We start from the raw sequence: 8092 nt of genomic DNA, 5'->3' as shown, positions 1-8092 counted from the left end.
GGAGCCCTTCGGGGTGACTGCGTACCTTTTGTATAATGGGTCAGCGACTTACATTTTGTAGCGAGGTTAACCGTATAGGGGAGCCGTAGGGAAACCGAGTCTTAACTGGGCGTCTAGTTGCAAGGTGTAGACCCGAAACCGGGTGATCTAGCCATGGGCAGGTTGAAGGTTGAGTAACATCAACTGGAGGACCGAACCCACTAACGTTGCAAAGTTAGGGGATGACCTGTGGCTGGGGGTGAAAGGCCAATCAAACTCGGAGATAGCTGGTTCTCCCCGAAAGCTATTTAGGTAGCGCCTCGGACGAATACTACTGGGGGTAGAGCACTGTTTGGACTAGGGGGTCATCCCGACTTACCAACTCCATGCAAACTCCGAATACCAGTAAGTAATATCCGGGAGACACACGGCGGGTGCTAACGTCCGTCGTGAAGAGGGAAACAACCCAGACCGCCGGCTAAGGTCCCAAAGTTCTGGTTAAGTGGGAAACGATGTGGGAAGGCTCAGACAGCTAGGATGTTGGCTTAGAAGCAGCCATCATTTAAAGAAAGCGTAATAGCTCACTAGTCGAGTCGGCCTGCGCGGAAGATGTAACGGGGCTCAAACCAGGCACCGAAGCCGCGGATTCACACTTATGTGTGAGTGGTAGGGGAGCGTTCTGTAAGTCTGCGAAGGTGTATCGAGAGGTATGCTGGAGATATCAGAAGTGCGAATGCTGACGTAAGTAACGATAAAGGGGGTGAAAAGCCTCCTCGCCGGAAGACCAAGGGTTCCTGTCCAACGTTAATCGGGGCAGGGTGAGTCGACCCCTAAGGTGAGGCCGAAAGGCGTAATCGATGGGAAGCAGGTTAATATTCCTGCACGACTTGTAATTGCGATGGGGGGACGGAGAAGGCTAGGTGGGCCAGGCGACGGTTGTCCTGGTGAAAGTGCGTAGGCGGTATCTCTAGGCAAATCCGGAGATGCAACGCTGAGACACGAGACGAAGCCACTACGGTGGTGAAGCCATTGATGCCATGCTTCCAGGAAAAGCCTCTAAGCTTCAGATTACAAGTCATCGTACCCCAAACCGACACAGGTGGTCGGGTAGAGAATACCAAGGCGCTTGAGAGAACTCGGGTGAAGGAACTAGGCAAAATAGAACCGTAACTTCGGGAGAAGGTTCGCTCTTGACAGTGAAATCCCTTGCGGATGGAGCAGTTGGGAGTCGCAGTGACCAGATGGCTGGGACTGTTTATCAAAAACACAGCACTCTGCAAACACGAAAGTGGACGTATAGGGTGTGACACCTGCCCGGTGCCGGAAGGTTAATTGATGGGGTTAGCGCAAGCGAAGCTCTTGATCGAAGCCCCGGTAAACGGCGGCCGTAACTATAACGGTCCTAAGGTAGCGAAATTCCTTGTCGGGTAAGTTCCGACCTGCACGAATGGTGTAACCATGGCCATGCTGTCTCCACCCGAGACTCAGTGAAATCGAATTCGCCGTGAAGATGCGGTGTACCCGCGGCTAGACGGAAAGACCCCGTGAACCTTTACTACAGCTTGGCACTGAACATTGAACCTACATGTGTAGGATAGGTGGGAGGCTTTGAAGCGATGACGCTAGTTGTCGTGGAGCCGTCCTTGAAATACCACCCTTGTATGTTTGATGTTCTAACGCAGGGCCCTGAATCGGGCTCGCGGACAGTGCCTGGTGGGTAGTTTGACTGGGGCGGTCTCCTCCCAAAGAGTAACGGAGGAGCACGAAGGTTGGCTAATCCTGGTCGGACATCAGGAGGTTAGTGCAATGGCATAAGCCAGCTTAACTGCGAGACGGACAGGTCGAGCAGGTACGAAAGTAGGTCATAGTGATCCGGTGGTTCTGAATGGAAGGGCCATCGCTCAACGGATAAAAGGTACTCCGGGGATAACAGGCTGATACCGCCCAAGAGTTCATATCGACGGCGGTGTTTGGCACCTCGATGTCGGCTCATCACATCCTGGGGCTGAAGTCGGTCCCAAGGGTATGGCTGTTCGCCATTTAAAGTGGTACGCGAGCTGGGTTCAGAACGTCGTGAGACAGTTCGGTCCCTATCTGCCGTGGGCGTTGGATGATTGAAGGGAGTTGCTCCTAGTACGAGAGGACCGGAGTGAACGAACCTCTGGTGTTCGGGTTGTCACGCCAGTGGCACTGCCCGGTAGCTAAGTTCGGAATCGATAACCGCTGAAAGCATCTAAGCGGGAAGCGAGCCCTGAGATGAGTCATCCCTGACCCCTTGAGGGTCCTAAAGGGCCGTTGGAGACCACAACGTTGATAGGTGGGGTGTGTAAGCGCGGCGACGTGTTGAGCTAACCCATACTAATTACCCGTGAGGCTTAACCATACAACACCCAAGAAGTGTTTCTGGTGCTTGTAGCAAGTGCATGAACTACTTACAAATTCAGTGATAGTGACGAGGCAACAGCCTAAGTCATTACTCACGTCAGCTTTCCGAGATTATTCGGTTCGTCCTGAACCTCACTCTTCGAGCCCGCCTGCGGCGGTTTCGATTTGTTCCGGACAAATCGATGAAGAATTTGCCTGGCGGCCATAGCGCCGTGGACCCACCTGATCCCATGCCGAACTCAGAAGTGAAACGCGGTAGCGCCGATGGTAGTGTGGCATTCGCCATGCGAGAGTAGGACACTGCCAGGCTCCTAATTACAGTCACAGCGATGTGATTGGTCGCGAAACAACGTCAGGTTGTTGCGGACAAAAGATTGAGATAACGCACACAGTGTGTTCTTTACCGGTTAGTGTGCTGATATGGCTCAGTTGGTAGAGCGCATCCTTGGTAAGGATGAGGTCCCCAGTTCGACTCTGGGTATCAGCACCAGTAAATTAAAAGGCCTTCCCGAACGGGAAGGCCTTTTTGCATTGCCAATTTTGATGACCGAGCCATCAATTCAAGGAAATCGCCCTGGCATCCAGATAAAGCCTGACCTCACCAGAGGAGGTTTTGGTGACCATGGCGGTCAACTTGTCTTCCCGTCGATACTCCCAGTGGCTCTCTATGGTATCGAGAGGCGGCTTGCGGATCCCAATACCCTGTAAATACTCGTTAAACAGACCAATGCTGCCTATCTCTATCATCTTATCTTTCATCTTGGGCCGTCCGCTCCCTGATGATGTTCATATCATCCATGTTAACAGTTCTCGTATGAATCAGATCTAATCGCTTCTCTCCTTTGTTGATCCAAGCTAACTTGTTGTGAAATAAAGCAGATGGCATTCAGAGAATAGGGAGAGGCATGATGTTGATCACCAATGTGAAGCTGGTTGGGCGACAGGGACTGTGGCAGATCCATTGCCAGAATGGACTCATAGAGAGTACGGCCCCCATGCATAGCGCCAGGGTGGATGAAGAATCTCTGGATGGCGAAGGGGGGTTGGCCATGGCCCCTTTTATCGAACCGCACATCCATCTCGATACCACTCAGACGGCGGGTGAGCCGAGCTGGAACCAGTCCGGTACTCTGTTCGAGGGCATAGAGCGCTGGGCCGAACGCAAGGCGTTGCTCAGCCATGAGGATGTCAAAACCCGGGCCAGGCAGACGCTCAAATGGCAGATAGCGAACGGCATCCAGTTTGTGCGCAGCCATGTGGACGTGTCAGACCCTGAGCTGATCGCCTTGAAGGCCATGCTGGAGCTGCGTGAAGAGATGAAACCCTGGGTAGAGTTGCAGCTTGTGGCCTTTCCCCAGGAGGGGATCCTCTCCTACCCCAACGGCAAGGCGTTGATGGAGGAGGCGATGGCGCTTGGTGCCGACGTAGTCGGCGCCATCCCCCATTTCGAATTTACCCGGGAGTACGGCATAGAGAGTCTGCATTATGCATTCGACCTGGCGGAGCGATATAACGCCCTGATCGATGTACATTGCGACGAGATCGACGACGAACAGTCACGCTTCATTGAAACATTGGCGACACTGGCTCTGGAGCGCGGTTGGGGAGAACGTGTCACCGCCAGCCATACCACCGCCATGCACTCCTATAACGGTGCTTACACTTCCCGGCTATTTCGCCTGCTGCGTATGGCTGACATCAATTTCGTCGCCAACCCCCTGGTCAACATCCACCTGCAAGGACGCTTCGACACTTACCCCAAGCGGCGCGGTGTCACTCGAGTCAAAGAGATGCTGGAGGCGAATATCAACGTCTGTTTCGGTCACGATGATGTGTTCGATCCCTGGTATCCCATGGGCACGGCAAACATGTTGCAGGTGTTGCATATGGGACTACATGTCTGCCAGATCATGGGCTATGAGCAGATCAATGACGGCTTGAAGCTGATCAGCAGCCACAGCGCCCGCACCCTGAGGGTAGAGGATCGCTACGGGCTAGACGTCGGCAAGCCTGCCAACCTGCTGATCCTGCCCGCCGAGAACGGCTTCGATGCGGTGCGTCGTCAGGTACCGGTGCGTTACTCCATCCGTCATGGCAAGCTGATCGCCGAAACGACGCCAGCCAGGAGTCATATTCATCTGACGCAGCGCGAACTCATCGATTTTCGCCGCTGAGTTGAGGGAACATTAGGCGACCCTGATCCTGTCAACCGCAGGGGATATTTTGCATAATGTCAGCTGAAACTCTTGGAGATGTTGTCATGCAAACTTGGTTATTTGTGGCCTGTGGTGGTGCCATCGGCGCCTGTCTGCGGTTTGGTATGACAGAGCTGCTTGCCCTGCTGCTGGGTCGTAGCTTTCCCTATGGCACCCTGACGGTCAATGTGATCGGTTCCTTCATCATGGGCATTGCCTTTGCCCTCATCAGCAATGGCCAATCCCTGGAACACCCCATGAAACCACTGCTGATGGTCGGCATACTGGGTGCCTTGACTACCTTCTCCTCTTTCGCACTGGATACAGTGGTGCTGGCTCAGCATGGCGCCTGGCTCAAGGCTGCCCTCAACATGGGGCTCAACCTCTTCCTCTGTCTGGCCATGGTGGTGCTGGGGATGCAGTTGGTTGGGAGCCGGGTTTAAGGTGTCCGGACGCTGGCTGCTCTGGTAAACTGGCGACCATTGTTTGTTCTATGGGTGTTTGAGGGATGTCGGAACCGACTACAACTACGCATTTTGGCTTTAAAACCGTCGAGGCCAACGAGAAAGAGACGCTCGTGGCCGGGGTATTCCATTCGGTGGCAGCCAAGTATGATGTGATGAACGATCTGATGTCGTTCGGCATTCACCGCCTGTGGAAGCGATTCACCATTGATTGCTCCGGCGTGCGCCGTGGCCAGAAGGTACTGGATCTGGCCGGTGGCACCGGTGATCTGACGGCCAAGTTCTCCCGCATCGTCGGCGAGACGGGTCAGGTAGTGCTGGCGGATATCAACGACTCCATGCTCAAGGTCGGCCGCGACAAGCTGCGCAATCTGGGGGTCGCCAACAATGTCTCCTTCGTGCAAGCCAATGCCGAGGCACTGCCCTTCCCGGACAACCATTTCGATGTCATCACCATTGGCTTCGGGTTGCGCAATGTCACCGACAAGCAGAAGGCGCTGGCCTCCATGTTCCGGGTACTCAAACCGGGCGGTCGCCTGCTGGTGCTGGAGTTCTCCAAACCCCAGAGCGAAGTGATCGCCAAGCTCTATGATCTCTACTCCTTCAAACTGCTGCCGAAAATGGGCGAGTTGGTTGCGAATGACGGCGAAAGCTACAAGTATCTGGCGGAATCCATCCGCATGCACCCGGATCAGGAGACCCTCAAGGCGATGATGCTGGAGGCGGGCTTCGATCAGGTGGATTACTACAACCTCACCCAGGGTGTTGTCGCCCTGCACCGTGGTTACAAGTTCTAAGGGCCGAGTATGCCAATGGATGCCATGGTCACGGCCGTGATCGAAACCAGCCTCAACCAGCTGCTGCGCCTCGATGCTCAGAGCCCGGAGAAGTTGCGCAAACTGAATGGCAAAGTGCTCAAGCTGGATCTGCGCGAGCTCAAGCCACTCTGGTTTGTCTTCTCGGCGAGCCGTCTCGATGTGCTGGCCCAGCATGAGGGGGAGGCCGATGCGGTGCTGAGCCTCTCTCTGAGTGCCCTGGGTCTGCTCAAGGATCCTTCGGCCCTGACCCGCTATATCCGCGAAGAGAAGCTGGATTTGCATGGGGATCCCCAGCTGGTGCAGGCCTTCAGTACTCTGCTTGGCGAACTCGATATCGATTGGGAAGAGCAACTCTCTCGCTATACCGGCGATGTATTGGCTCACAGCCTGTTTCGCGGAGCCCATCGAGCGCGCAAGGCGATAGGTACCGAGTTGTGCCGCAGTCAACGCCAGCTGGCAGAATATCTCACCGAAGAGGTTCGCCTCGCCCCGGGCCCGCTGGAAGTCGCCAGTTTTTCCGATGACGTCGATGCCCTGGCCCAGCGCCTTAAGGCCACCGAACTGCGTCTCGCCCGCCTCGAGCAACGGATCCCCTGATGACCCCCAAGGAGTTCAAACGTCTCTATCGCATCGTCGCCATCCTGCTTGAACAGGGGATAGACGAGCTGGTGCCCGCCCAGTATCAACCCTGGCCGGGCAGATTGGCGCGCCGCAGCCTGTTCTGGCTCAAAAATCGCCAGCAGGGCAAGAGCCGCGGCATGCGCATCCGCCTCGCCTTCGAGGCGCTCGGCCCCATCTTCATCAAGTTCGGTCAGATGCTGTCGACCCGGCGCGATCTCTTGCCGCCGGACATCGCCGAGGAGCTGGCTCTGCTGCAAGACAGGGTCCCGCCCTTCTGCGGTCAGCTGGCTCGCAGTCAGATAGAACAGAGTCTTGGAGTGTCGATCGAGGCGCTGTTCGATGACTTCGACGAGACGCCGCTGGCCTCAGCCTCCATCGCCCAGGTGCACACGGCGCGCCTCAAGGAGAGTGGTCGGGAGATTGTCATCAAGGTGATCCGCCCCGACATAGAGCAGACCATAGAGGCTGATCTGCGGTTGATGACGGCCCTGGCACGGCTGGTGTCCCGCTTCGCCCCGTCCAGTGCCAGGTTGCGGCCGGTCGAAGTGGTTGCCGAGTATCGCAAGACCATACTCGACGAGCTCAATCTGATGCGCGAGGCTGCCAACGCCATCCAACTGCGCCGCAACTTCCTCGGCTCGGATGCCCTCTATGTGCCCGAGGTTTACGCTGAGCACTGCCGCGAGCAGGTGCTGGTGATGGAGCGTATCTACGGCATCCCCGTCTCCGACATCGCGGCCCTGGAAGCCAATGGCACCAATATGAAGCTGCTGGCCGAGCGTGGTGTCGAAGTCTTCTTCACCCAAGTGTTTCGTGACAGCTTCTTCCATGCCGACATGCACCCCGGCAACATCTTCGTGGCCCGTGAGCACCCGGAAAATCCGCTCTGGATCGGCATAGATTGCGGCATAGTCGGTACCCTGAACAAGGAAGACAAACGCTATCTGGCCGAGAACTTCCTCGCCTTCTTCAACCGGGACTACCGCAAGGTGGCCGAGTTGCATGTGGAGTCCGGCTGGGTACCTGCCGACACCAAGATCGACGAGTTCGAGTTTGCCATCCGTACCGTGCTGGAACCTATCTTCGAGAAGCCCCTGTCCGAGATCTCGTTCGGCCATGTGCTGCTCAATCTGTTCAACACCGCCCGGCGCTTCAACATGCAGGTGCAGCCCCAGTTGGTGTTGCTGCAAAAAACCCTGCTCTATATCGAAGGCCTGGGACGTCAGCTCTATCCCCAGCTCGACTTGTGGCAGACCGCCAAGCCTTTCCTGGAAAACTGGATGCGCGAGCAGGTTGGCCCCAAGGCCGTCTGGAACGCGATCCGTGACAAGGCGCCCTTCTGGGCCGAGAAGCTGCCCGAGCTGCCCGAGCTGGTTTACGAGACCCTGCGGCAGGCTCGCAGCCAACAACGCCAGTTTGATCATCTGTTTGTCGAATTTCGCAGTCATAGTCGTCGTCAGGGTCAGGCCCGTTATCTGCTTGGCACGGGCGCGAGCCTGCTGCTGGCCGGCATTTTCCTGATTACCGAACAACATATTGAATGGGGTCAAGTATCGCTGGCCGCCAGTGGCGTATGCTGGCTGCTCGGTTGGCTCAAGGCCCGTTCACACTAATTACAATGCGCGCCTGA

The 8092-nt window shown here is 56.0% G+C and carries 6 protein-coding genes, 1 tRNA gene and 2 rRNA genes (1 of these 9 running past the window's edge); 8 read left to right on the top strand and 1 reads right to left on the bottom strand.

The features are described from left to right. From ACSMDR_RS20425 to ACSMDR_RS20415, 3 genes are all read left to right on the top strand, one after another. Nucleotides 1-2362 (top strand): 23S ribosomal RNA (locus ACSMDR_RS20425) (it extends 528 nt beyond the left edge of the window). Nucleotides 2363-2558: 196 nt separating this feature from the next. Beyond that, nucleotides 2559-2673: ribosomal RNA gene (rrf, locus tag ACSMDR_RS20420) — 5S ribosomal RNA — on the top strand. Between the two features lie 105 nt (nt 2674-2778). Next, nucleotides 2779-2854: transfer RNA gene (locus tag ACSMDR_RS20415), tRNA-Thr, on the top strand. 65 nt (nt 2855-2919) lie between these two features. Here ACSMDR_RS20415 and ACSMDR_RS20410 read toward each other — a convergent pair. Further along, a complete protein-coding gene (locus ACSMDR_RS20410) occupies nt 2920-3123 on the bottom strand; it encodes a hypothetical protein (protein ID WP_436469510.1) in 204 nt (67 codons plus the stop codon). 149 nt (nt 3124-3272) lie between these two features. On the opposite strand from ACSMDR_RS20410, the gene ACSMDR_RS20405 reads away from it, so the two are divergent. The 5 genes from ACSMDR_RS20405 (at nt 3273) to ubiB (ending at nt 8075) form a co-directional block, all read left to right on the top strand. After that, nucleotides 3273-4538, top strand: coding sequence for a cytosine deaminase (locus ACSMDR_RS20405; protein ID WP_436469602.1), 1266 nt, complete (start codon nt 3273-3275; stop codon nt 4536-4538). 86 nt (nt 4539-4624) lie between these two features. Further along, nucleotides 4625-5002 carry a fluoride efflux transporter CrcB gene (gene crcB / locus ACSMDR_RS20400; protein ID WP_436469509.1) on the top strand — a complete coding sequence of 126 codons (378 nt, stop codon included), beginning with the start codon at nt 4625-4627 and terminating at the stop codon, nt 5000-5002. Between the two features lie 65 nt (nt 5003-5067). Next, a complete protein-coding gene (ubiE, locus tag ACSMDR_RS20395) occupies nt 5068-5820 on the top strand; it encodes a bifunctional demethylmenaquinone methyltransferase/2-methoxy-6-polyprenyl-1,4-benzoquinol methylase UbiE (protein WP_005900495.1) in 753 nt (250 codons plus the stop codon). Between the two features lie 9 nt (nt 5821-5829). Beyond that, a complete protein-coding gene (locus ACSMDR_RS20390; RefSeq protein ID WP_436469508.1) occupies nt 5830-6438 on the top strand; it encodes a ubiquinone biosynthesis accessory factor UbiJ in 609 nt (202 codons plus the stop codon). After that, nucleotides 6438-8075 (top strand): ubiquinone biosynthesis regulatory protein kinase UbiB, encoded by a 1638-nt coding sequence (gene ubiB / locus ACSMDR_RS20385; RefSeq protein WP_436469507.1) that lies wholly within the window; start codon nt 6438-6440, stop codon nt 8073-8075. Before ACSMDR_RS20390 ends, ubiB begins: the two co-directional genes overlap by 1 nt. The last annotated feature ends 17 nt before the right edge of the window (nt 8076-8092 follow it).

Origin of the sequence: Aeromonas molluscorum (genome assembly GCF_051376105.1) — a bacterium.
In the GTDB taxonomy this organism is placed as follows: domain Bacteria; phylum Pseudomonadota; class Gammaproteobacteria; order Enterobacterales; family Aeromonadaceae; genus Aeromonas; species Aeromonas molluscorum.
This window is presented reverse-complemented; position numbering and strand designations above follow the sequence as displayed.